Raw genomic sequence first — 22,294 nt, 5'->3', positions numbered from 1 at the left:
TATGTTAGACGTTCAAAACTTATCAATTGTCTTTGGTGGATTAAAGGCAGTTTCAGATTTTAATCTTACAATAGCAGAAAAAGAAATTGTTGGGCTCATAGGACCTAATGGTGCTGGTAAGACTACTGTATTTAATATGTTAACTGGCGTTTATACTCCAACAGAAGGTACTATATCTTATCTTGGAGAAAAGATTCAAGGTCTTAAGCCGTATAATATAACTAAAAAGAAAATAGCCAGAACCTTTCAAAACATTCGTCTATTTTCTAACCTTACTGTTCTTGATAATGTTAAAGTTAGTTTTAATTATAGGATAAATTATTCTTTATTTGATTCTATCCTTAGAACTCCTAAGTTTAGAAAAACAGAAGCAGAAATTATAAATAAAAGTATTGAATTATTAAAAGTTTTCTCTCTTGATAGAAAGAAGGATGAATTAGCTAGCAATCTTCCTTATGGAGAGCAGAGGAAACTTGAAATAGTAAGGGCTCTTGCAGCTGAACCATCTTTACTATTATTAGACGAACCTGCTGCTGGTATGAATCCTCAGGAAACAACAGAGCTTATGGATCTTATAAACTGGATTAAGGATAAATTCAACATATCAATTCTATTAATAGAACATGATATGAAGTTAGTTATGGGAATCTGCGATAAAATAGCAGTTCTTGATTACGGAAAAAAAATTGCTGAAGGTACTCCAGAAGAAATTAAAAACAACCCTAAGGTAATAGAAGCTTATCTTGGAGAGGGGGCTTAAAAATGCTAAAAGTAGATAAAATCAATCTATATTATGGTGTTATTCATGCATTAAAAGATATTTCCCTTGAAGTAAAACAAGGTGAAATAGTAACCTTAATTGGAGCTAATGGTGCTGGTAAAACATCTACTCTTAGAGCTATATCAGGACTTGAGCCAATAAAATCAGGAACAGTTACTTTTAAAAACTCAGCGTTAAATAAAGTTCCTGCTAATAAGATAGTATCTCTAGGTCTTTCTCACGTTCCAGAAGGCAGAAGAGTTTTCCCTGAACTATCAGTTTTAGAAAATTTGGAACTTGGAGCTTATTTAAGAAAAGACAAGGCTGGAATAAAAGAAGATATGGAAATGGTATTTTCTAAATTTCCAAGACTAAAGGAGAGAGTAAAACAGCCGGCTGGTACTCTTTCTGGTGGTGAACAGCAAATGCTTGCAATAGGAAGAGCTTTAATGAACAGACCTGAAATGCTTATACTTGATGAACCTTCAATGGGACTTGCACCTCTTGTTGTTAAAGATATTTTTGATACAATAGTTGAAATCAATAAGGCAGGCACAACTATACTTCTTGTTGAGCAAAATGCAAATATGGCACTTGCTATTGCCCATAGAGCCTATGTTCTTGAAACTGGAAATATAGTGAAAACAGGTGATGCAAAAGAACTTCTTAATGATGAGAGCATTAAAAGTGCATATCTTGGAGAATAATTTTGAATTTAATATTAGTAAAATAATTACGCAAAAAAGTAGAACTATCTTTTATGATGATTGTTCTACTTTTTTATATATACTTATTATATTTAGGAAGCTTAAATTATTAAGTAGCAATTTCCTCCATTTTGTTTACATTTCTTCTTCAGCTTACTTGACTCCTTAGCCAAAACATAGCTGCTTGCAAACTCTCTTTTCTTATTGGTGAGGCCTGCTATTGATACAGAGACCAATGGAAATTTCTCTTCTATGCCATGTCTATTTTGAGCTATTATATATCCATTTTTTAAATCTTTGCTATCATAGTATTCTATTGCTAATTCATTAAAATTCTTTAATATTCTTTTACATACTTTTTCTGCATTCCATGAAGATACTATAGCTATAAAATCATCTCCTCCAATATGCCCAATAAAATCGTCCTTTGAAATGTTATCAGTTATAGCCTTAGCTAAAAATTTAATTATCATATCTCCATTCTCAAAGCCATAAACATCATTATATGGTTTAAAATTATCAATATCAAAATATAATACACAATATTCTTCCTTAGAAAAGATACATTTTTCAATATTCTGTTCAATTATTACATTTCCAGGAAGCCCTGTTAATGGATTTGAATGTCTTGCATTATCTACTTCTATCTCAATTGTCTTTTCTATTAAATCCTTTATTGTAACAATACCGTAATATTTTGAATTTTTAGTTACTGTTACGTGATCATACAACGTATCCTTAGATCTTGCCATTGCAAGCTTTATCACCTTATCTATTGGCATCTTATAATCAACACTTAGATAATTCGTATTCATGATGATTGATATGGCTTTGGAGGAATATATGCTATATCCGTATCTCCAGCCCAATTTGCTATAAAAAGAATTTCTCGTAACGACGCCTTTTACTTCTCCATTGTCTACCACACAAATTCCTAGTAGATCCTGATTTTCTTTAAATTTTGAATCTACATCACATACTAAAATCTTAGGATCTAATACTTCTTTCTTCTTAGCTATACTGCTAATATAAACATTAGCTATGTTGTAGGCATATTGTGCATTTTTCTTTATATTTAACCTCTTTATTGTATCAATTACTTCATATTTAATTGAATTTATAGATTCTTCTGGCTTTTGTATAAAATACCCTTGCCCATATTGAATTCCAATATCTATAAGTACCTTAAGTTCATCTTCAGTTTCTATTCCTTCTGCAATTAATTTGCAGTCTGTTAACCTTGAAAATTCATACATACTTTTAACTATTGCCTGCTGTATAGGAAATTTATCTATATCTCTAATAAGTTCCATATCTAATTTTATGTAATGAGGATTGATTTTACATATTCTATTAAGGCCTGAATGCCCTGATCCAGCATCATCGATTGCTATTCCATAATTTTGATTTTTCCAGTATTCGATAGTCTGCATAAAACTCTTCAAATCTTGAATTGCATCTCGTTCTGTTATTTCAAATACTACATTCCTACAATCTAAATTATATTTTTTTAGATATTCCTTTGTAAATGAATCCTTAAATTTCAAATTATCAATAATAACTGGATTAATATTTAGAAATACCTTTGCATTCAATTTGCTACGCAATATATTCTCTAGTGCTTTAGAACGAAATAATTCTTCAAGCTCCCATATCTTATCACATTCTTTGGCCATATCTAGAAGAACTTCTGGATTTTGCATATAAGAATCCCTTGGGCCTCTACTTAATGCTTCATACCCGATTACAGTGCAATCAGTAAGAGATACAATTGGTTGAAAAACAGATCTCACATTTCTGGTCTCAATTATTTTATAAAACTCTTCAAATTTCTGACCTTCATAGTTCTGCGCGTATGAATTATTACCTAAAGATTCCACTTCTTCTACTACACATCCTTTTTTACTTCATATACACTCAGTATTACTTTCACATTGTATATGTACCATTATTTACTATAATAGCCTTTTTGCGTTAACTTCATATTCTATTTTTGTAAAATCAATGTAAATAAAGTGCAAATGAATATATTATTTATTTTAAGACAAACTAAATATATCTAAAATGTGTTAACAGGAGGTACTATTTATGAGTGAATTAGAAAAAAAATCTTTGAATGATAGCGCAAAGAAGATGATAATTGATGGAGAGCACTGGGATGTAATCAGAGAAAAAACTCACCTAAGATTAAAAGATTTAAAAAGAATTCAGAGAGATGAAATAAATCCTAAATTCTAAAGCTTAAAATATAACTTTTCATTAGTTAATCTATAAATGATTGTCATAAGCAGAGAGAATATAAAATATCTAAAAGGTTAATCTAGCTTTTAGACTTCTTATTTTCTCAGCTTACTTTTTATATACAAAATTATTTTTCTATAATATGTAAAATTACAAAATATTTGTAATATTCTGAATATTTTATTGTATAATATAAGGGTAAGAATTTTGTATTTAATAAAAAAAAGGGGATGTTCTAAATGGTACCATATTTCATGCTTATCTATAGCGTTATAATAATTGCGCTTATAGCAATTATCTATTTGGTCAGGTTCACATTTTCTCAAGACAAAGGCACCAAACAAATGCAAGAAATATCTACTTACATCAAAGAAGGTGCTATGGCATTCATTAAAAGACAGTACAAGACTATCGCTGTCTTATCCATTGTAGTTTTATTTTTAATTCTCTTATCTAATTATTTTGGTAACGTCTCAAAGGGCTCTAGCTCTGCTGTATCAATATCTTTACATACTGGTATAGCGTTTATAACTGGGGCATTCTGCTCAGCTCTATCAGGCTATATTGGTATGTATATGGCTGTTAATTCAAACATAAGAGCTGCTGCTGGTGCAAAAAAAGGGCTAAATAATGCTCTTCAAATCGCATTAAAAGGTGGTGCGGTTACTGGACTAGCTGTTACCGCATTATCCTTATTAGGTGTTGCCACTCTCTTTCTTATTTATGGTGGTGCTTCTGGTAATGATGATCTTATAAAAGAAGCTCCTTCACTTCTAGTTGGATTTGGTTTTGGAGCATCTTTTGTTGCACTTTTTGCACAACTTGGTGGTGGTATATATACAAAAGCTGCTGATGTTGGCGCTGACCTTGTTGGAAAGGTTGAAGCTGGTATTCCAGAAGATGACCCTAGAAATCCTGCTGTTATTGCTGATCTTGTTGGTGATAATGTTGGTGACTGTGCCGGCAGAGGTGCTGACCTTTTTGAATCTACAGCCGCTGAAAATGTGGGTGCTATGATTCTTGGTGTTGCACTATATCCTATCTTTGGCTGGAAAGGCATACTCTTTCCTCTAGTAGCACGTGCCTTAGGCATTATAGCTTCTATAATTGGTATCTTTGCTGTTAAGGTAAAGAATAATACTGATGACCCTATGAAAGCATTAAAGGGTGGGTTCGTTATTACTTCTATAATAAATTTGGTACTTCTATTTTTTGTAGTAAATAATATGTTAACAGGCAAACTTCCAACAGGTACTACTGTAAATTCCATTTATCTTTATGGATGCGCTGTAGCTGGTATAGTTCTTAGTTATGCATTTGTAATGCTAACCGATTATTATACTTCAATAACTCATAAGCCTGTAAGAGAAATTGCTAATTCTTCCGAAACAGGAGCAGGAACTAACATAATAACTGGATTGTCAGTTGGTATGGAGTCAACTGCATTACCTGTAATATTTATATCTATCTGCATATATGTATCTTATAAGTTAAGCGAATTAGCACTACCTAATGTAGCAAACTCCGGATTATACGGCACCGCAATTGCAACTATGGGAATGCTTTCTACCTGTACTTATATTCTTGCAATGGATACCTTTGGTCCAATAACTGATAATGCTGGTGGAATTACAGAAATGTCTGGTGCCCCTGAAGAAATCAGGAATATAACTGATAGATTAGATGCATGTGGAAATACTACAAAAGCATTAACAAAAGGATATGCTGTAGGATCAGCTGCTTTAGCAACCTTCTTACTATTTTCTGCATACTTAGATGAAGTAAAGAAAATACTTGGTAAACCTTTAGATTCTTGGTTTTCAGTTGATATAGGAAAACCTGAAGTATTTATTGGTGGTTTTATAGGTGCTATGATAGTATTTCTATTTAGTTCTACTGCAATAAGTTCTGTCAGTAGGGCAGCTCAATATGTAATACTTGAAGTTAGAAGGCAATTCAAAGAGATTCCAGGCATAATGGAAGGAAAAGCAAAGCCTGATTATGCTCGCTGCGTTGATATTGTTACAAAAGGAGCATTAAAAGAAATGGTTCTTCCTGGAATAATAGTGGTTTGTGCTCCTGTAATAGTTGGAATTCTTTTAGGTAAAGAATCCGCTGCTGGTTTCCTAATGATAACAACCATTGCCGGTGTTATTATGGCACTCTTCTTAAATAACGGCGGTGGAGCCTGGGATAATGCTAAAAAACTTATAGAGCTTGGAGAACATGGCGGCAAAAATTCCGAAGCACATAAAGCCAGTGTTGTTGGTGATACCGTTGGCGATCCATTTAAAGACACTGCTGGACCATCACTTCATGTTCTTATAAAACTTGTAAGTACTTTAACATTAGTATTTGTAGCGTTGTTTAGTTAGAAACATTTACTTGTAGAATATCCCTAAGGCTATTGCCATAAAAGTAAAACTTCAGTAATATATCATACGCTTTTTGCTCAGCAAACGATATTAATGAATGTAAATTACTTGATGCAACATTCCTTAGGGATATTTTTAGTTTATTTTTTCATTTTCAAGTATCTTTTTTGCCTTATATGTTACGACATTCCAATCTTGCCACTTTTCCTTTTCCTCTAATCTATTTTCATATCTTTTTAGTAAGAGAGTCTTTTTATCTCCAGTTCTTGATACTTCCATAAGCGGTTCCAGGGCTGAATTGCTCAAGTCCTTAAATGCATCTATTGTGTCCACTTTTCCTGCTATATACAAATCAGCATCATATTTTGCTATTCTATAATCAACATTTATGTAATTTAAACCTAAAAACATAATTGTAAAAGCGATAAATACATTCCTTATAAGCTTGAACTTGTTATTATATTCTTTTATTCCGATTAATAATAAAATTATAAAACCAAGAATCAAAATCCAGGCAATATAGACACGCATAAGTGTAATTCCATAAGCATTAATATATAGTATCATTTTAGAAAGCGCTGAAATCACTAAAAATAAAGTAAATGCTATCAGATAATAAATAAATCCTTTAGTTATAATCCTTTTCTTCTTACTATCATTTACTTTAGTAAATAAATCTAACACTATTATAAAAAATAAATTTATACTTACTAACGGAACACATTCAAAAAATCCTTGTCTTGCATATTCTGAAAAAGTATATTCTGCTGGTAATATACCCATAAAGGATGATATAAGATAAGTAAATTTTGCTAAACAATACATAACATAAATAGTGCATAAGAAACTTGTAGCTGTAATAACTATTGTAAAGTCAAATTTTATTTTTATCTGTTTATTCTCCTCATTACAATTTTCCTTCTCTTTGTTTTTAACTCCATAAAAATATCCGCATAAAGGGAAATATATAATTGTAAATACAGCTATTCTTTTTATTATAGCGAAAAAATTAAAACTTAAATTATCATTTATTAAATCTATTACGTTTTTAAAAGCTATATCAGATCGCATTAATAATATAGTAGCTATAAACACTATTGGTAAACCCACGAGAAGTCCTATTAAGATTTTCCAAAATATATTAAAGAACTTTCTGTATTTATCCTTTCCATCATCTCGTATTAGTCTAATAGGCGCTAAAATATTTTTTATTGGTTTTATTATACCTATTGGAACCACCTGCATAATCCACTCAAGAGATAGAAACTCGAATTTATTGACTTTAAATTGCTCACTTGTATCTAGAACAATTAATCCATATAAAAATATCACGTTTAAAAATTTTAAAAGCATATTATCAAAAAATACAAAACATAAAGATATCATGATTATAGGTATAAGTAATAATACATTTCTCTTTATTCTTATTGTCTTATTTTGAGATAATATTAAAATGTAATATATAATTACTGATATAGGTACAGCTATTCCCCACCCGCCAAAAATCAAAAGTTCCATAAATAAAATACTTGCAGCAGCTATCCAAAATAGCGCTTTTTGATCTAATTCTTTCATAATAATTTCTCCCTCCTAACCTCATTTAAGCATTTCTACTATTAACTACCTAAGAAATTTTTCAAAAATTAAATTTTAATATTTAACTTTCTTTTACATCTTCAAGCAAATCTCCAAGCTGACACTCTAACTCCTCACAAATTTCATCCAATGTTGAAAATCTTATGGCTTTTCCTTATTATATTATTATATTTCTTGTATTTCAATAGTTTTTTATTGAAATACGATATATTTTTATTGATACTTTAAAATTAAGCCATGCATTTCACGCTATTTAACTACACCTAAAATAATCCACTTTCAAACAAGTTTTCTATGTTTGAAAGTGGACTTTTAAAACATTATATGTATATTTTAAAACTGTATATTTTACTTCCTAAACTGTAAATTGTTAATTATGCACTACAAACTTCTTAACGTATGCCTTTAGCTCATCTGCCATAACATTCAACTTTTCAATTTCATTTAAAATATTTTCACTATAAGTTGCCTGCTCTTCTGTAGAAGCTGTTACTTCCTCTGTGCTAGCAGAAGTTTCTTCAGATACAGCTAGAATTCTTTCCATATCTTGTTGTATATTCTCTCCAGCGCCCTTTACTCCATCTGTAGAATTTGAAATTCCTTCTATTTCTCTTGCAATTAAGTTTACATTGCTTAAGATATCATTAAAAACTCTAGATGTATTTTTTACTGATTCATTTTGCTCACTTATTGCATCTGTAGCATTTTTTGCACTATCTACCGCAACACTGGTAGTAGTTTTAATATCCTGTATAATTCCTTGAATCTTTCCAATAGAAGTTTGAGATTCTTCTGCAAGTTTTCTAACTTCATCCGCAACAACTGCAAAGCCTTTTCCCTGCTCCCCTGCTCTTGCTGCCTCAATAGCTGCGTTTAAAGCTAATAAATTAGTCTGTTCTGCTATATCTTCAATTACCTCCACAATTTGTCCTATTTGCACAGTCCTATCATTTAAAGTAAATATAACTTTAGATACCTGATTAACTGCATTAGTGCTCTCTTCCATCTTTATATTCTGTGCATTCACGATCTCTACACCAGCTTTAACCAATTCTTCTGCTTCTACTGATGATCCAAGTGAATTATTACTATTAACTGCAATTTCCTCTATAGCTTCAACAATACTGTTAATTGATCCAAGTGTTCTTTCAACGCTTTTAGCCTGCTCATCACTTCCTAGAGCTAATTGGCTGGTGGCCTCTGCAATTTGGCTGGATACAATTTCAGCCTGTTTAGCTGAATTTAACACTTCCTCAGAAGACGTTGTTACATTATCAGCCGCCACAGAAATTTGCTGAACTAAATTTTTTAAACTTTCCCTCATATCTATAAATGATTCTGATAATTCTCCTATTTCTCCACCAGTATTTACATTAAAGTTATAAGCTAAATTACCTTGAGCTAATTGCTTTGCAGCTTCCTTTAAAATCAATAAAGGTTTTATCATACTTTTAGATAAAATTACTCCAATCACAATAACAATGGCTAAAATAACCACCCCAATTATAATCATTTTTATTCTTATACTATTAATAGATGCAAAGGCTTCATCCCTACTCTGCCTAACTACAACTGCCCAGCCTGTAGTTGTCACCTTTGTATAGCTTCCAAACACTTTTTCCCCTTGATATTCATACTCCTCTGCTCCAGATTCTCCTGTTAAAGCTTTCTTAACAATATCCACATCTGAAACATTAGTTCTTTCTTCAACCATTTTTCCATCGGGATGAGCTAAAATCTGCCCTTGAGTGTCTGTTATAAATGCATATCCCGTTTTTCCAAGAATAACTTTATTTCTCATCTCTTCTAGTGAATTTAAATCTAAGGTTGCTCCTAAGATCCCTTCAAATTGCTTCTCAGCATTAAAAATTGGAACTGCTATAACCACTGCCGGCTTTCCTGTAGTCTTAGAAATCAATACATCACTAATTACAGTTTTTTTCTGTGAAGCTGCAGCCTGAAAATAATCCCTATCTGAATTATTATCAAATTGATTCTTTCCATCTGATCTAGCCGTCTGTAATCCTGTAGCATCTGTTACATATATAAGTGCAAAATCTGAATACTTTTTATTAACTTCTTCTAAAAGTGCCCTTTGATTTTCTGGGTTATATGATCTTAAATCATTTGTACATGCCAATCCCTCTAATACTGAAACATGTTCAGATAAAAACGCATCTATCTTTTGGCTTAGGCTTGTTGATAGTTCCTTAGTGGTGTAGGTAAGATTATCATTAACTGTAGCAACTTGTGAGTTGGTTGATACAACTCCAATTATTAATACTGATAATATAATCAGTGATGCAAGTAATGAAATTATTCTTGTCCCCAATTTTAGATTTTTAAACATAATCTTTCTCCTTTGCATTTCATTTTGTTTTAATCTACGTGCAGCAAGTTCACTGTACAGTTAATTCTAGCTAATTCACGCAATTTGAATAATTTGACCTACTTACATTTGTTAATATTTGTCTAGATTCACGTTTACTTTCTTATTGCTTATTTAATTCTATTTTATTGTGCCTTATATTTTAGCTTATGTTTTAAATGAATATAGCAAATATAACGATTATAATGTAAATTTTTGAAAATATTTGTATTATTATTACTATCGTATTTCATTGTTAAAAGCTTAACACCTCCTAAAAATTTTATGCCTTCTTTGCATCTTTCAAATAAAACTAATACTTTCTCGAATCCCTAATAGTATTGTATAATTATATTATTTAAAGGGGGCTGAAATAAATGAACATAAAATATGTAGTTATTATTCAATGTGACATTACACATAACCGTTGCAGTGGCTTTGCCTGCACAAATGCTTTTTATAATAGAGATGATGTTTTTAAAAATTATGATGATTCTACCAGATACATATCTTTTACTTGTGGTGGCTGCTGTGGCAAGAGTGTTGCTGCAAAATTAGAACATCTTTCTAAGAAATTAAGAAGTAAGAATAACATAGAAAAGGATGAGGTTGCAGTACATTTATCATCCTGCATTACAACAGATAATTATCATACTGACAGATGTCCTCATATTGATTACATTAAATCTATTATCGCAAAAAAAGGTTATAAAAATATTATAGATGGCTCTTATATAAGTAAAAACGCTGAAAAGAAAAGAGCAGAGGGCATTTATATATCTTACAATTAAACAAAAAATAAATCCTTATCTGATCAAATTCTCTATAGAGAAACTGCAAGCTATATAAACGCTGCAGAATTCCACAAAATTAAAGGCAGGAGTTTATCTCCTGCCAAAATAACATCACTCTACGTGAGTTCTGGATTCTTCATATTCCTAAAATGTGTTCTTAATGTTGCCTTATCTATTATTTCTGCATAAATATCAGGTGCCTGCTTTTTAATTCCATTTATCTTATCTGCCAAGTTATCATATACATTAGCAATATCATTATATCTATCACATAATATTTTATTCTTTTTTTGTATAATCTTATCAGTTTCTTCTATTCTTGTAATTGGCTGTGGAGTATGAGGTTTATCAAAGGTTATCCCTAGAGTATTTCCATTTATAACATATTCACTTTCTGAATACCCTGCATCTATTAATCCTGATATAAATGCATCACGCATAACACTGTTTTTAAAAGTAATATTTACATTCATCGTCAATTCTGAAGGTTCTGAATACTCTCCAAGCTTAAAGCCTGCTAACCACCAGTGTCTTTCATCTCTTGAAAAAAGTATTTTACCATTCTTTTTTAAAGTAAAAGACATTGTTAGTCTTTCTGCATCGCTTGCACAATTATAAAACATATATTTATATACTTCTGGAATATTTAAAAGTGGTTTATCTACTGTATATACTCCAATTTCACAGCCAGTATTTAAATCATATTGGCCTTTCCATAATTCAATTAACCATATTTTATTATTATATTCAAAATAAATTGGCTCACAATCTACAATCATTCCAAATGGTGCCATGGCCTCATCATACAAACGGCTATAGCCCATGTTTCTCTGCCATGGATTCATATTACAAACGAATATATCCTGCTCTGCATCATACTCATAACCAGCCATCTCTATTCCTCTATCTATCGGATGAGGAGATGATATTATGCCTAGCACAAAATTATTCATATCTTTCATCATTCGAATTCCAGCAAGCATTGCTATCAGGCCTACACACATAAATACTCACCTCAATTAAATTACTTTGATATATATTATTCTTATTGTGTGTATTATGTTAAAAGAAGACCGGCTTTTTTACTTTAAATCTTTTAACAACTGCCTGGGGTAATATCTTTTTTACATTACTTATTTTTCTAATCTATTATCTAAATGTAAAACTTATTTTAAGGAATATTATATTATGCTTCTACAGAACTCTCTTATTTATAACCTTATTTCTTTTTTGAAATCATATGCTTTTGAGGTCTAATAGTTATATCCGTTAAAACAGTTCCCTCTCTCTGGTTTAATATCATTTCCACAACATTTGCTACACATTCTCCTGTTATATATGACTCTGGCACTTCTCCTTCTTTAAAATTTGCATTTTTATAAAAATCAGTCTTAGTCATATCTGGATGTATGGTAACTACTTTAACACCAGCTTTACGGGTTTCCTCAAATAAACTTTCACTAAAGTGGCTAAGACCTGCTTTTGTAGCAGAATAAGCGCATCCTATAGGACTTGCTTTTTTAGCTGTTGTTGAAGATATATTTATTATGTATCCTGAATTCTTTTTAAGATCTCTTAAAAGCAAGTGAGTTAAAATTATAGGTGCCTCTAAATTTGTTGCTATCATTGCATGAAGTTTTTTTACATTTATTTCTTCATGAGGACCATAATATCCCACCCCTGCATCATTTACTAAAATAGATATCTCATTTTCAAGGTTTCTTATATGTTTTATCTTTTCTTCCAACATAGAAGTTTTAGTTATATCACAAACTTCTTTAATGAAATTGACATGCTGTAAATCTGTTTTTGAAAAGTCTCTAGCTAAACCATATATCTTATAACTATGATTTAAAAGAACTTTTGTTATTTCTAATCCTATTCCAGATGATGCTCCTGTTATTATTGCAGATTTCATATATTCTACTCCTTTACATATATATCTTATTTGGAGACATATATTTTTCTATTTCACTTCTTACCAAACTTATCATTTGATCGATATGCTTTATATTATAACTGCAGATACCATCATCAGTAATGAAAGGATATGCTAATATCTTTGAGTTCACTCTTAGTTTGCTCATTATTTTTAAATAATCCTTAGATACTCTAAACACTCCTATGCTCACTTGATAAATTTTATTCTTATTAAGTTTATTAAATGTTGTTTCTATACACTCTTTATATAACTCACTCCAATTTTCTATGTAAAGAATAGGATCAAAGCAAAGTCTTACTCTCCATCCATAATCTATTGCCTCTTCTATACTTCGTAATCTTTTTTCTAAAGACGGAGTATTTCCTTCAAATTCTTCAATAATTTTATCAGGTGATAAAGTCCATGCTAAAATTATATTATCTAAACAATGTATATCTTTTAACAGTTTAAAATTTGCACTTTTAGTTCTTATTTCTATCTTTAAATTTTCATATTTAGCTCCAACCTCAATCCACTTATGCAGAAAGCCCGTAATATTTTCAATTGCCATTAAATCCGTATCATAAGAAACACAAAGATATACTGGATGACTCTTAAGCATTTTTTCTATTTCATTTATCGTATCATCAATATTAACAAATATAACAACATTACTTGACGGATACATCCCTTGCAAATAGCAGTACTCACAATTATAAACACAATTCATAACCGCTGAAGTATAATAAAAATTATCGTTTCCAAAATCATCACACATTTCTGAACCATTATACACAAAATTATTTTTCTTTACGGCTAGTATAAGTTTTGGGCTATTCTTTTGGAGTACAAAATTTTGATTTTTTCTACAAAATACATCTTTGTAATGATCTATTTCAATTATTCTACTATTTTTTAAATGAGAAAGAATTTTAGATGAAGTAGAATAGTTAAAAGCCTCTTTTTCTACATAAACATGAGAAAATTTATAATTCCATAAGTCTTGTCTTAAGTTCTCCAAATACTCTCTTCCCTTCAATTTTAGATTTACACTCAGAGTTTTTATACTTATTAATTACATCTATAATGTATCCATTTCTTATCTTGTATTGCTTTGATAATTTTTTTAGTTCAATATCCATAGCTAAAGTAAGTTTTATATTTTCTGATAAATCTTTTAAAAGTTTATATTCTTCCATACTTATAATATCTTGATTATTAAATTTTACTTTAACTCTTTCTTTCAACCAGTTATACACTTCAGGCATAGCTTCTCCCATCAATCTTTCTATTGATTGCGGAGTAACCAAACTTGAATTCAGCATATCTGACACAATTTTTATTATATAAATATTTTGTGGATTGAAAAACATAGAAACGGCTTCATATACAAATGCTCCTTCTTGATCTACAATATCAGCCTCTATATTTTGTTCTATATTTGCATTTACAACATTTGAAAAAGATTCTAATATTCCTTCATTAAAAGGATTCTTAAATAGCATATCTGGATAAAACGCTTTTTTAGAAAAGTTATCTACTAGTTTATTGCACAAAAACACTTCGCCCTCTTGGAAGTTATTTTTTACAGAACCACAAGTACCTATATTCACAAAAATATCATCTTCATTATGTTCAAAATTTGTTAATAAATAAGTTGCAGCAACTATGGCTTTTATTCCACCTGTTCCACTAATTATAAGTATTTCATTTTCACCTTTAAAAACTTGAAATTTTGTGATTCCTATAACCTTTTTCATTTTATAATGACAAATTATATCTTTTGCTTCATAATATAACGCCGTCAAAAAATAAACCATATAATACTCACTCCAAATTATACATATTAAATCGATGCCAATATTATCGTACTATTTTAGTTATAAAATACTATTTATATATAATTATAGTAAATATATGGTAGTATTCAAGCAATAAAAATAGTTTTAATCTATAAAATAACTCTTAATATTAAGGTTTTTCCCGGAAAATTTCATTTTATCTTAAAGATTTTTATAATTTATTACTTAATGTCTGTATTAATTCTAAGTATTTTTTAAATATGAAATCGCCCAGTCTAGTTTAACTGTATAAATGAATATATTATAAAAAAAAAATTGTAAATAATCTTCTCTTGCATAAAATGCTTTCAAAAATTATTTACAATACTAATTATCATTAAATTTTAATAGAAATTCTCATATAAAGTGTCTTGATAATAATTTAAATCTAATTTTTAACACTTCATTAATTTCTAAACTACCTTTAAATATATATTTATTTCTCCCGACTTTGTCATGAATTCACTCATTAGTGGTACTATTCTTTGAAAATGTTCAGATGACATATGTTTTTCTAAAACCTTTTTATCTTGCCATTCTTCTATCATAGTTAATATGGTTTTATCTTTTTCATCTTGATACATTTCATATTTTATGCAGCCCTCTTCTTTTACAGTTGTCGCCGCCAATTCTTTTGCTAATTCAATTACATTTTGAATTTTATCTTCTTTAACATAATGTTTTGCTACTACTTTTACCATAATTAATCATCCTTCACTTAATTATATTATTTCCAATTTTCATAATGAACTTTCTTATCATTAAATCTATCCACAAACGAATTACTTTGATTGCCATCAGGATATCCAACTATAATTAAAGCAAACGGTTTGATATGTTCAGGTAAACTAAAAAGATTCTTTATATACTTCATATTTTCTTCAGCTGTTGCTACTCCTAGCCAAACTGCTCCAAGATCCAAATAAGCTGCTTCTAACAATAAGTTTTCTACGGAAGCCCCCATATCTTGCTGCCAAGCTGAAGGAATCCTATAATTATCACTATTCGCTAAGGCAACTATGGCTAATGGAGCACTTCCGGCCATTTTCGAATATGGACTCATCCCTGACAATTTATTTAAAGTATCTTTATTTTCAACAACAATGAATTCCCAAGGTTGTTGATTAGCTGCTGAAGGTGCTTGCATAGCAGCTCTTAATAATTTTTCTATTTTTTCCTTTTCAACCGACCGATCTTTATATTTTCTAATACTTCTTCTATTAAAAATTGTTTCCACTAGTAATACCTCCTTAATTTAGTTGTACATACAACAATATTAATACTTTATATTCAATTTTTAGATTTTATGAAGAGCTACTAATAATTTAATTCATAAACTCATAGCTATAACATCTTCATACCACCTAAAACTTAAAAACAGATTATTTTTTCTCCATCTTATCACATGCTAAATTTATTACTGTAATAAGCTTTTTGTACTCTTCTTCTCCAATAGCTTCTAAATATCTTGAATGAAGATTCCCCCATGCAATATTTATATCTGGTTGAAGGTCTTTTCCCTTAGCAGTTAAATATATAAAAGATTTCTTTCCTTCATTTTGCCTTCTTAAAAGGCCTTTATTTTCGAGCTTATCTATAAATCTAGTTATTGTTGATGGTGCAATGCATAGAACTTCTCCTAATTCCTTTTGAGTTATTCCTTCTTTTTTGCCAACAACACTAATTAAGTAAATATATGTTGGTGAAAGTCCTGTTATTCTAAATTCCTCATCTGCTATTTTCCCTATAACTCTAGCTAATTTATTAGATGAAAAATATAAGCAATCACACAATAATTCATTTATATCTAACATTATTATATTTTCCTTTCAAATCGAATTTCTATCATATTATGTTTTATATGAGTATTATAACATTAAATAAGTAAAACTCATGATTTTTTAGTCTATTAAAATCTAATCTAGCGAATTATTGTTTGTACATACAACTATATATTACTTATTAAATTATGTCAACAAATCCCTATGTTTCATTCCTTTACATGAAAATCATTGACAATCATAAAAAATTATACTATCATAAAATATACTAAGTCGGTATACTTTTAAGGAGTAAAATGTATGAATATAAATCAAGAATCTGATTATGCTTTTAGGATAGTGCTTATGCTATCTAAAGAAGGAGTAGACAATAAATTAGATGCAAAATCTTTATCTGAAAAAGGAAATATTCCTCTTAGATTTTTATTAAAATTAACTAGAAAGCTGACTCAAGCTGGAATTGTTAAATCATACAGAGGGGTTAATGGCGGCTATGCTATAATAAAAAACCCAAAGGATATAACCTTGAAAGATGTGGTTGAAGCTATACAAGGTCCTATTATTTTAACAAGATGTGTTTATGACAAAGAAACATGTAGTGCTAATAAAGGCGGTCATTGTTCTATACATAGGTCTTTGTGCGGTATCCAAAATACAATTGTGACTGAATTAGAAAAAGTTAATTTTGATAGTCTAAAAAATGATACTTGGTAACTTTAAATTTTATAAAAAAATATAAAGGGCGAAAGCCCTTTATATTCGAACAAAAGTACACCTTTTAAGTATAGTTTAATTTTACTTTACCACAAAATATTAAATACAAAGGAGACGATTAGTATGTCAATGTGTACATCAGCAGATTGTAAATTATGCGAATTTTTATCATCAAAAGAAGAAGTTGAAACCTCTTTCAATAGGGTTGAAAAACAAAAAGCTAAATGTAAGTTTGGAAAAACAGGAGTATGCTGTAAACTTTGTTCAAATGGGCCATGTAAGATAACTCCAAGCTCTCCGCGAGGAGTTTGTGGTGCTGACGCAGATACCATAGTAGCAAGAAACTTTTTAAGAGCTATTGCTGCTGGTTCAGCCTGCTATCTTCATGTAGTTGAAAACACAGCTAGAAACTTAAAAGACATTGGTGAAGGTAAGGGAAATCTTAAGATAAAGAGCCCAGAAACTTTGGATAAACTTGCAGAAATCTTTGGTATTGTTGAAAAAGACATAAATACAAAAGCTATTAAAGTAGCTAACGAGGTTTTAAATGATTTATATAAGCCTAGATTTGAAAAAATGGAATTAGTTAAAAAGTTAGCTTATGCTCCAAGATATAAAAAATGGGAAGAATTAAACATATTACCTGGTGGTGCTAAATCAGAAGTATTTGATGCTATAGTAAAGACTTCAACAAACTTAAATAGTGATCCAGTAGATATGTTATTTAACGCATTAAATCTTGGAATATCTACTGGAATATATGGTTTAGTACTAACTAACCTTTTAAATGATGTAATGCTTGGTGCTCCAAAAATCAGACAGGCAAAGGTAGGCTTTAGAGTAATTGATGAAGATTACATAAACATAATGATAACAGGACATCAACATTCTGATATTGCTCATCTTCAAGAGAGATTAATAGATGAAAATATTAAGCAGAAAGCAATAGCTGCAGGAGCAAAAGGCTTTAGATTGGTTGGATGTACTTGCGTTGGACAAGATTTGCAGCTAAGAGGGGAACATTACACTGAAGTATTCTCAGGACATGCTGGAAATAACTATACAAGTGAGGCTGTACTTGCAACAGGTGCTATAGATTTAATCGTATCTGAATTTAACTGTACAATTCCTGGACTTGAAACTGTAGCTGAAAAATTTAATGTAAAAACTATTTGCATAGATGATGTTGCTAAAAAGAAAAATGCTGAGTACATAAACTTTAATATGAATAATGCTGAAGAAATAAGTGAAAAAATTATAATTGAAGCGCTAGAAAGTTATAAAAATAGAAGAAAAACTGTAACAATCGATATTCCAAAGGACCATGGTCATGATGATGTTGTTACAGGTGTAAGCGAAGGTTCTTTAAAGGAATTCTTAGGCGGAAATTGGAACGGACTTATTGATTTAATTGTAAAAGGAAAAATTAAGGGTATTGCAGGTGTTGTTGGCTGCTCTAATTTAACAGCCAAAGGTCACGATGTGTTTACTGTAGAACTTACCAAGGAATTAATAAAAAGAGATATCTTAGTTTTATCTGCTGGATGCTCTTCAGGAGGCCTTGAAAATGTTGGTCTTATGTCACCTGGTGCAGCTGAACTTGCTGGAGATAATTTAAAAGAAGTATGTAAGACTCTTGGAATTCCGCCAGTATTAAACTTCGGCCCATGTCTTGCTATTGGAAGATTAGAAATGGTAGCAACTGAACTTGCTGAAACCTTAAATATTGATATACCTCAGCTTCCATTAGTATTATCAGCACCACAATGGCTTGAAGAACAGGCATTAGCTGACGCATCCTTTGGATTAACACTTGGTTTACCATTACATGTTGCAATCTCTCCATTCATTGATGGAAGTGAAGTTGTTACTAAAGTCTTAAAAGAGGATTTAGTTAATATAACAGGTGGTAAACTCATAGTTGAAGAAGATGTAGTTAAAGCTGCTGATGAGCTAGAAAAAATTATTGAAGATAGACGAGTTAAGATGAATATCTAAGTAATATTAAAACACCTAAATAGTGCACAAATTCTGCATTACTTAGGTGTTTTATTTACCTTAATCATTTTAATGCTTCATTAAGGCAAGACTAATTCCAACTACTATTTTATGCCTTCAAACGCATATTTTATTAAATTTTTTATAAACATTTCATTAACTTCATCACCTGTAATCAATAATCTATAAAATAATGCTCCAAAAATTAAATCCATAGTTAATTCTATATCTAAATCATTATTTAATTCTCCTCTTAAAATCCCACGTTCTAAAATATATCTCGAATCGAGTCTACGAGGTTTAAAATATATTGAGCGATAAGTTTCAGCCAGCTTTTGATCAAACTGGCCTTCTGCTATTATCTCATTAATTACTTTTCCTTCTCGACTAGTTAGAAATTTCGCCAAATTAATCACTTGAATTATCATGTCATTAATAGTTGATCCCGTATCAGGTATTGGAAGCCTCACAACTGCAGCATCAAAAAAAGCATCCATAACAACAGCCGCTTTATTTGCCCACCATTTATAAATAGTAGCCTTACTAACCCCAGCTCTTTCAGCAATCTTTTCAATTGTAACTGCTTCAAAACCAACTTCAAGCAATAGGTCATATGAAGCAGAAAGAATAGCCTGCTTAGTTTTTTCACTACGTGGACGTCCCAATTTTTTTTCCATGTATAATTACCTCCATTGTAATCAATTCATAATAATATACTTAATAAACTATACGTATATTATATATATTCCATTTATCAATTTCCAGTCATAGATTAATAATTTTTAATTTTTATTATCGATAATTATAATTTTTTCAATTTCTAATCATAAATTAAGCGAAAAATTTTATATAAAAACTATTTACAAAACTGAACGTTTAGTATAGTATATATTTATAAACTATACGTTTAGTTTTTTAAGTATGATTTTTATTTTATATATATTGCAATTGATTTTATACATTTAACATTTAGATATTTACTTATCAGATAGACATCCTAAATGTAGTTTTATTATTGCAACATATATAATGAAAGATTTGAATTATTGAAATATCTGATGGAAATAATAACTATGGCAAATCATACTTAGTACTTGTATTTAATAAAATCTGCAAATTTTAAAAATTTATTTATATTAGGAGGAAAAATCAATGAAAGTTATCGCATTTAATGGAAGCCCAAATAAAGAAGGTAATACTTATCACGGAATAAAATTAGTCACTGATGAACTTGAAAAGCAGGGAATCGAAACAGAAATAATCCATGTAGGGAATAAATCTATTAGAGGATGCATTGCTTGTGGATATTGTACAAAAAATAAAAATGAGAAATGTGCTATTAATACTGATCCTGTTAATGATTGGATTCAAAAGATGAAAGATGCAGATGGAATAATCTTAGGCTCACCAGTACACTATTCAGCAATTGCAGGGACAATGAAATCATTCTTAGATAGAGCTTTTCGTGTAGCAGAGGCTAATAATAGTATGCTAAGACTTAAAGTTGGAGTTGCTGTAGTAGCTGTAAGACGAGCTGGCGGTATTCCAACCTTTGATCAATTAAATAATTATATTAATCACTCTGAGATGTTAATCCCTACTTCGAATTATTGGAATGTTATTAATGGAAGATTACCAGGTGAAGTATTGCAAGACGAAGAAGGAACTCAAATAATGAGTATATTAGGAAAAAATATGGCTTGGCTTCTTAAGCTCATAGAAAACGGACACGGAATTATAGAGAAGCCAGAGAGAGAAGAAAAGATATTCACTAATTTTATTCGCTAAATCATTATTTTCATCCATACATTAGAATAGCAATATCTCACATTTAATAAAGTAACCTTTACAGAATTGTTATTCTAATTTCCCTATTCAATTAAAAATGTTATTTTATAAGGAAGTGATTTAAAATGCATCAAGCAAGTAATGCAATAATAAAAGATAATAATTCTTCAAGTAATTTAGAAGCTAATCCAACACTTAGCCGTTTGCTCATTTTAATTATGTCCATAGCTTGCGGAGCTACTGTAGCAAATTTATATTATATACAACCTTTACTCGCTGATATAGCTAAAACCTTTAATGTTAATCAATTAAGTATAGGTTTTGCAGCAATGCTCACACAAATAGGCTATGCTGTTGGAATGATATTTATATTACCACTAGGAGATATAAAAGAGAAACGAAAATTAATTATAATAATGCTTTTATGCTCAATAGTCTCACTTATGAGTATGTTTTTCTCTTCAAGCATTTTTACATTAGCCTTATCCTCTTTTGCTGTTGGTTTTACTTCTATCATTCCTCAACTTATTATTCCTTTAGCTGCGCAACTGTCAGATCCCAAACAAAGAGGTCAAATAATTGGAATGATTATGAGCGGTTTATTAGTTGGAATATTGATTTCTCGTACAATTAGCGGGATTTTAGGTAGTTACCTTGGTTGGAGATCTGTTTATCTTATTGCCGCAATTATGATGTTTATTCTTATGCTTATTCTAAGAAAATTAATACCCTTATGCAAATCTGTTTCAGATCTCAAGTATACTGAATTATTAAGATCAATGTTATATTTAATAAAAACAGAACCTATTTTAAGAAGAACGTCTATAAATGGTGCTCTTATGTTTTCAGCTTTCAGCGCCTTTTGGACTTCACTTATATTTTTACTTGAAAGTTCTCATTACAATATGGGATCTGAAGCCGCAGGCCTATTAGGATTAGTTGGAATTAGCGGTGCTCTTGCAGCTCCAATAGTTGGAAAACTAGCTGATAAGAAAGGTCCTAGATTTGCAATAGGTATAAGTATAATTGTAGTTATAATTTCCTATTTATTATTCTTCTTATTTGGATTTAAAATATGGGGACTTATTCTAGGAGTTATTTTTCTCGATTTAGGAGTACAATCTTGTAATGTCTCAAATCAAGCAATAGTACAAGCCTTAAATGAGAAAACACGTAATAGACTTACAACTATTTATATGGTCAGCTTTTTTCTTGGAGGAGCAGCTGGTTCCTTTTTAGGCTCATACAGTTATTCTCATTTCGGATGGTATGGGGTTTGCGTTTTTGGAATGGCAACTCAAATTATAGCAATAATTCTTTTTAAAACTGGTAAAAAATCATTATAAAAATGGAAGTGTTAAATTTATAGTACTATAAAGACTCATACTAAATTGGATAGTATGAGTCTTT

Annotated in this window: 20 protein-coding genes and 1 pseudogene; 9 read left to right on the top strand and 12 right to left on the bottom strand. The window is 30.2% G+C overall.

Annotated features, from left to right (window positions below; translation table 11 throughout):
• Position 1 precedes the first annotated feature (1 nt).
• A complete protein-coding gene (locus CLOBL_RS14775; protein ID WP_077859738.1) occupies positions 2-760 on the top strand; it encodes an ABC transporter ATP-binding protein in 759 nt (252 codons plus the stop codon).
• A 2-nt stretch (positions 761-762) separates the two neighbouring features.
• Complete coding sequence (locus tag CLOBL_RS14770; protein WP_077859737.1) at positions 763-1,467, top strand: ABC transporter ATP-binding protein; 705 nt, start codon at positions 763-765, stop codon at positions 1,465-1,467.
• 101 nt (positions 1,468-1,568) lie between these two features.
• On the opposite strand, the gene CLOBL_RS14765 is transcribed toward CLOBL_RS14770, so the two are convergent.
• Entirely contained in the window at positions 1,569-3,347 is a 1,779-nt protein-coding gene (locus CLOBL_RS14765; protein WP_077859736.1) for a GGDEF domain-containing protein, read from the bottom strand.
• A gap of 208 nt (positions 3,348-3,555) precedes the next feature.
• Here CLOBL_RS14765 and CLOBL_RS28045 point away from each other — a divergent pair, with 208 nt between their 5' ends.
• Positions 3,556-3,705 carry a hypothetical protein gene (locus tag CLOBL_RS28045; RefSeq protein WP_179117763.1) on the top strand — a complete coding sequence of 50 codons (150 nt, stop codon included), beginning with the start codon at positions 3,556-3,558 and terminating at the stop codon, positions 3,703-3,705.
• A gap of 242 nt (positions 3,706-3,947) precedes the next feature.
• Positions 3,948-6,083 carry a sodium-translocating pyrophosphatase gene (locus tag CLOBL_RS14760; protein ID WP_077859735.1) on the top strand — a complete coding sequence of 712 codons (2,136 nt, stop codon included), beginning with the start codon at positions 3,948-3,950 and terminating at the stop codon, positions 6,081-6,083.
• 135 nt (positions 6,084-6,218) lie between these two features.
• Here CLOBL_RS14760 and CLOBL_RS14755 read toward each other — a convergent pair whose 3' ends face one another.
• The 3 genes and pseudogenes from CLOBL_RS14755 to CLOBL_RS14745 form a co-directional block, all read right to left on the bottom strand.
• Positions 6,219-7,658 carry a DUF4173 domain-containing protein gene (locus tag CLOBL_RS14755; RefSeq protein WP_077859734.1) on the bottom strand — a complete coding sequence of 480 codons (1,440 nt, stop codon included), beginning with the start codon at positions 7,656-7,658 and terminating at the stop codon, positions 6,219-6,221.
• A gap of 82 nt (positions 7,659-7,740) precedes the next feature.
• Positions 7,741-7,830, bottom strand: a pseudogene (locus tag CLOBL_RS29155) (helix-turn-helix domain-containing protein); the annotation flags it as partial.
• A gap of 219 nt (positions 7,831-8,049) precedes the next feature.
• A complete protein-coding gene (locus CLOBL_RS14745) occupies positions 8,050-10,029 on the bottom strand; it encodes a methyl-accepting chemotaxis protein (RefSeq protein ID WP_077859733.1) in 1,980 nt (659 codons plus the stop codon).
• 395 nt (positions 10,030-10,424) lie between these two features.
• Between CLOBL_RS14745 and CLOBL_RS14740 the strand changes: the two genes are divergently transcribed.
• Positions 10,425-10,838, top strand: coding sequence for a CGGC domain-containing protein (locus tag CLOBL_RS14740; protein WP_077859732.1), 414 nt, complete (start codon positions 10,425-10,427; stop codon positions 10,836-10,838).
• Between the two features lie 119 nt (positions 10,839-10,957).
• Here CLOBL_RS14740 and CLOBL_RS14735 read toward each other — a convergent pair whose 3' ends face one another.
• The 7 genes from CLOBL_RS14735 to CLOBL_RS14705 all read right to left on the bottom strand — a co-directional run bounded on the left by CLOBL_RS14735 (position 10,958) and on the right by CLOBL_RS14705 (position 16,417).
• Positions 10,958-11,845, bottom strand: coding sequence for a DUF4474 domain-containing protein (locus CLOBL_RS14735; protein WP_077859731.1), 888 nt, complete (start codon positions 11,843-11,845; stop codon positions 10,958-10,960).
• A 215-nt stretch (positions 11,846-12,060) separates the two neighbouring features.
• On the bottom strand, positions 12,061-12,759 hold the full coding sequence (locus tag CLOBL_RS14730) for an SDR family NAD(P)-dependent oxidoreductase (protein WP_077859730.1): 699 nt from the start codon (positions 12,757-12,759) through the stop codon (positions 12,061-12,063).
• Between the two features lie 13 nt (positions 12,760-12,772).
• Positions 12,773-13,783, bottom strand: coding sequence for a spore photoproduct lyase family protein (locus CLOBL_RS14725; RefSeq protein ID WP_077859729.1), 1,011 nt, complete (start codon positions 13,781-13,783; stop codon positions 12,773-12,775).
• Positions 13,749-14,582: a hypothetical protein gene (locus tag CLOBL_RS14720; protein ID WP_077859728.1), complete on the bottom strand. Its 834-nt coding sequence runs from the start codon at positions 14,580-14,582 to the stop codon at positions 13,749-13,751. Before CLOBL_RS14720 ends, CLOBL_RS14725 begins: the two co-directional genes overlap by 35 nt.
• A 434-nt stretch (positions 14,583-15,016) precedes the next feature.
• Entirely contained in the window at positions 15,017-15,304 is a 288-nt protein-coding gene (locus tag CLOBL_RS14715) for a putative quinol monooxygenase (RefSeq protein WP_077859727.1), read from the bottom strand.
• A 26-nt stretch (positions 15,305-15,330) separates the two neighbouring features.
• Entirely contained in the window at positions 15,331-15,840 is a 510-nt protein-coding gene (locus CLOBL_RS14710) for a nitroreductase family protein (protein WP_077859726.1), read from the bottom strand.
• Between the two features lie 145 nt (positions 15,841-15,985).
• Positions 15,986-16,417 (bottom strand): MarR family transcriptional regulator, encoded by a 432-nt coding sequence (locus CLOBL_RS14705; RefSeq protein WP_077859725.1) that lies wholly within the window; start codon positions 16,415-16,417, stop codon positions 15,986-15,988.
• Positions 16,418-16,684: 267 nt separating this feature from the next.
• Between CLOBL_RS14705 and CLOBL_RS14700 the strand changes: the two genes are divergently transcribed.
• Complete coding sequence (locus tag CLOBL_RS14700; RefSeq protein ID WP_077859724.1) at positions 16,685-17,098, top strand: Rrf2 family transcriptional regulator; 414 nt, start codon at positions 16,685-16,687, stop codon at positions 17,096-17,098.
• A 123-nt stretch (positions 17,099-17,221) separates the two neighbouring features.
• Positions 17,222-19,096, top strand: a complete 1,875-nt coding sequence (cooS, locus tag CLOBL_RS14695) for an anaerobic carbon-monoxide dehydrogenase catalytic subunit (protein WP_077859723.1) — start codon at positions 17,222-17,224, stop codon at positions 19,094-19,096.
• 104 nt (positions 19,097-19,200) lie between these two features.
• On the opposite strand, the gene CLOBL_RS14690 is transcribed toward cooS, so the two are convergent.
• Positions 19,201-19,773 (bottom strand): TetR/AcrR family transcriptional regulator, encoded by a 573-nt coding sequence (locus CLOBL_RS14690; RefSeq protein WP_077859722.1) that lies wholly within the window; start codon positions 19,771-19,773, stop codon positions 19,201-19,203.
• Between the two features lie 475 nt (positions 19,774-20,248).
• Here CLOBL_RS14690 and CLOBL_RS14685 point away from each other — a divergent pair, with 475 nt between their 5' ends.
• Positions 20,249-20,884 carry a flavodoxin family protein gene (locus CLOBL_RS14685; protein ID WP_077859721.1) on the top strand — a complete coding sequence of 212 codons (636 nt, stop codon included), beginning with the start codon at positions 20,249-20,251 and terminating at the stop codon, positions 20,882-20,884.
• Positions 20,885-21,009: 125 nt separating this feature from the next.
• Complete coding sequence (locus CLOBL_RS14680) at positions 21,010-22,230, top strand: MFS transporter (RefSeq protein ID WP_077859720.1); 1,221 nt, start codon at positions 21,010-21,012, stop codon at positions 22,228-22,230.
• Positions 22,231-22,294 lie beyond the last annotated feature (64 nt).

This window comes from Clostridium sp. BL-8 (assembly GCF_002006495.1).
GTDB lineage: Bacteria > Bacillota > Clostridia > Clostridiales > Clostridiaceae > Clostridium.
This window is presented reverse-complemented; position numbering and strand designations above follow the sequence as displayed.

Excerpts from the sequence above, each read along its gene's own strand:
- CLOBL_RS14745 (WP_077859733.1), bottom strand. The coding sequence starts at position 10,029 with ATGTTTAAAAATCTAAAATTGGGGACAAGAATAATTTCATTACTTGCA.
- CLOBL_RS14705 (WP_077859725.1), bottom strand. The coding sequence starts at position 16,417 with ATGTTAGATATAAATGAATTATTGTGTGATTGCTTATATTTTTCATCT.
- CLOBL_RS14735 (WP_077859731.1), bottom strand. The coding sequence starts at position 11,845 with ATGTGTGTAGGCCTGATAGCAATGCTTGCTGGAATTCGAATGATGAAA.
- CLOBL_RS14720 (WP_077859728.1), bottom strand. The coding sequence starts at position 14,582 with ATGGTTTATTTTTTGACGGCGTTATATTATGAAGCAAAAGATATAATT.
- CLOBL_RS14685 (WP_077859721.1), top strand. The coding sequence starts at position 20,249 with ATGAAAGTTATCGCATTTAATGGAAGCCCAAATAAAGAAGGTAATACT.
- cooS (WP_077859723.1), top strand. The coding sequence starts at position 17,222 with ATGTCAATGTGTACATCAGCAGATTGTAAATTATGCGAATTTTTATCA.
- CLOBL_RS14690 (WP_077859722.1), bottom strand. The coding sequence starts at position 19,773 with ATGGAAAAAAAATTGGGACGTCCACGTAGTGAAAAAACTAAGCAGGCT.
- CLOBL_RS14770 (WP_077859737.1), top strand. The coding sequence starts at position 763 with ATGCTAAAAGTAGATAAAATCAATCTATATTATGGTGTTATTCATGCA.
- CLOBL_RS14760 (WP_077859735.1), top strand. The coding sequence starts at position 3,948 with ATGGTACCATATTTCATGCTTATCTATAGCGTTATAATAATTGCGCTT.
- CLOBL_RS14740 (WP_077859732.1), top strand. The coding sequence starts at position 10,425 with ATGAACATAAAATATGTAGTTATTATTCAATGTGACATTACACATAAC.
- CLOBL_RS14755 (WP_077859734.1), bottom strand. The coding sequence starts at position 7,658 with ATGAAAGAATTAGATCAAAAAGCGCTATTTTGGATAGCTGCTGCAAGT.
- CLOBL_RS14715 (WP_077859727.1), bottom strand. The coding sequence starts at position 15,304 with ATGGTAAAAGTAGTAGCAAAACATTATGTTAAAGAAGATAAAATTCAA.
- CLOBL_RS14680 (WP_077859720.1), top strand. The coding sequence starts at position 21,010 with ATGCATCAAGCAAGTAATGCAATAATAAAAGATAATAATTCTTCAAGT.
- CLOBL_RS14730 (WP_077859730.1), bottom strand. The coding sequence starts at position 12,759 with ATGAAATCTGCAATAATAACAGGAGCATCATCTGGAATAGGATTAGAA.
- CLOBL_RS14775 (WP_077859738.1), top strand. The coding sequence starts at position 2 with ATGTTAGACGTTCAAAACTTATCAATTGTCTTTGGTGGATTAAAGGCA.
- CLOBL_RS28045 (WP_179117763.1), top strand. The coding sequence starts at position 3,556 with ATGAGTGAATTAGAAAAAAAATCTTTGAATGATAGCGCAAAGAAGATG.
- CLOBL_RS14700 (WP_077859724.1), top strand. The coding sequence starts at position 16,685 with ATGAATATAAATCAAGAATCTGATTATGCTTTTAGGATAGTGCTTATG.